This window comes from Armatimonas sp., assembly GCF_043760365.1.
Lineage (GTDB): Bacteria > Armatimonadota > Armatimonadia > Armatimonadales > Armatimonadaceae > Armatimonas.
In genome coordinates this window covers 1-1,560 of sequence record NZ_JAYUPA010000561.1, presented here as the reverse complement: position 1 = coordinate 1,560, position 1,560 = coordinate 1, and the positions used below count along the sequence as shown (strand labels likewise).

The 1,560-nt window shown below is 60.6% G+C and carries 2 protein-coding genes; both read left to right on the top strand.

The window, feature by feature from the left end; genetic code table 11:
* A partial coding sequence (gltX, locus tag ACH2EH_RS12845) for a glutamate--tRNA ligase (RefSeq protein ID WP_395142251.1) occupies positions 1–1,275 on the top strand: 1,275 nt, incomplete at its 5' end.
* On the top strand, positions 1,256–1,560 hold a 305-nt coding region (locus tag ACH2EH_RS12840), incomplete at its 3' end, for a hypothetical protein (protein WP_395142249.1). The genes gltX and ACH2EH_RS12840, both read left to right, overlap by 20 nt.

Sequence of the window (1,560 nt, the reverse complement as noted above, 5' to 3'; positions counted from 1 at the left end):
GGTGGGCCGCATGGGCCGTATATCCAGTCGCTACGCAAGCCGCGCTACACCGAGGTGGTTGAGTCGTTGCTGGAGGCAGGAAAGGCGTACTGGGCGTTTGAGACGGAGGAAGAGCTCTCCGCCAAGCGCGCCGCCTGCGATGCCCGCAAGATTCCCTATCGTTACGATCGGCACTTCCGCGACTATGACCTAGCCGAGGCCCGCAAGCGCATGGCCGATGGCGAGCGCGCCGTCGTGCGCCTCAAGATGCCCACCGAAGGCCCTATTCGCACCGTGGACTTCCTGCGCGGCGAGACGCTCTGGGACGCCACTACCCAAGACGACTTTATTATCCTCAAGGCTGACGGCTTGCCGCCCTACCACTTAGCCGCCATGGTAGACGACCACGACATGGAGATCAGCCATATTCTGCGTGGCGAGGAGTGGATCAGCTCCACGCCCAAGCACTTCTGTCTCTTTCAGGCGCTGGAGTGGGAGCCCCCGATCTTCCTCCATGCACCGGGCGTCCTAGGGGCGGATCGTAAAAAACTCTCCAAACGCAACGGTGCCAAGCCGCTCCTAGGGCCAGTGCCGGAGTTCGATAAAAACTACGAACCGACCGGCGAGTCTCTGATCGGCTATCTCAACCAGGATGGGATTTTGCCCGAGGCGCTCTTCAACTTCCTCGCGATCTGTGGCTGGTCCCCCGGCAATGACCGGGAAGTGATGGGGCGCGACGAGATCATCGAAGCATTTGACATTAGCCATATCTCCCTCTCACCGGGGATCTTTGATCTGGAGAAGCTCCATTGGATGAATGGGGTTTATATTCGGAACCTTTCTCCCGGCGATTTCTACGCGCGTGCCCGGCCCTACCTTCCTGAGGGTCTCGATGCGGACTATGCCGCCGCTGCGATTGCCCTGGAGCAGGAGCGGGTCAAAGAGCTGCGCGAGGTGCCCGAAGTCACGGACTTCTTCTTCACGGAACTGCCCGATTACAATGAGAAATCGGTGGCGAAGTGGCTCAAGGGCGCGGAGGCGTATCTGGCCGAGCTTGATAGTGCGCTTGCAAGTCTTTCGGAATGGACAATAGAGGCCATTGAGAAAGTGGTGCGCACGGTTGCGGCAAGTCATCATCGTGAGAAGGGCGAAGCGACCCACCCGGTGCGCGTGGCGCTCACGGGCCGCGAGGTAGGGCCAGGATTGTTTGAGTTGATGTTAGTGCTGGGCAGAGAACGCGTGGCACGACGGTTTGCAAAAGCGAAGGAGTTAGCAGATGGCGGAACCAATTCTTGATCTGTACACGCTCTTTGGAGCGGTGCCTCCCCGGGGCGCGGAGCCCGGCACAGGCACACTGAAGGCAATGATGACCAAGTACGGTGTCGCGGGAGCAGTGACTCTCTCGACGCGGGCGATCTTTCACTCACCATCGGCGGGCAACCGCGAGACCCAGGTGCGCTGTAGCGAGTCGGGCGGGAGCCTGCTACCGGCGGGCGTTCTTGATCCCAGGGTTGCACAGTCTGACACGCTCCTGGCAGGCTCGCGCTTGATCTGTCTTTTCCCCACCACCCAGAAGTGGCC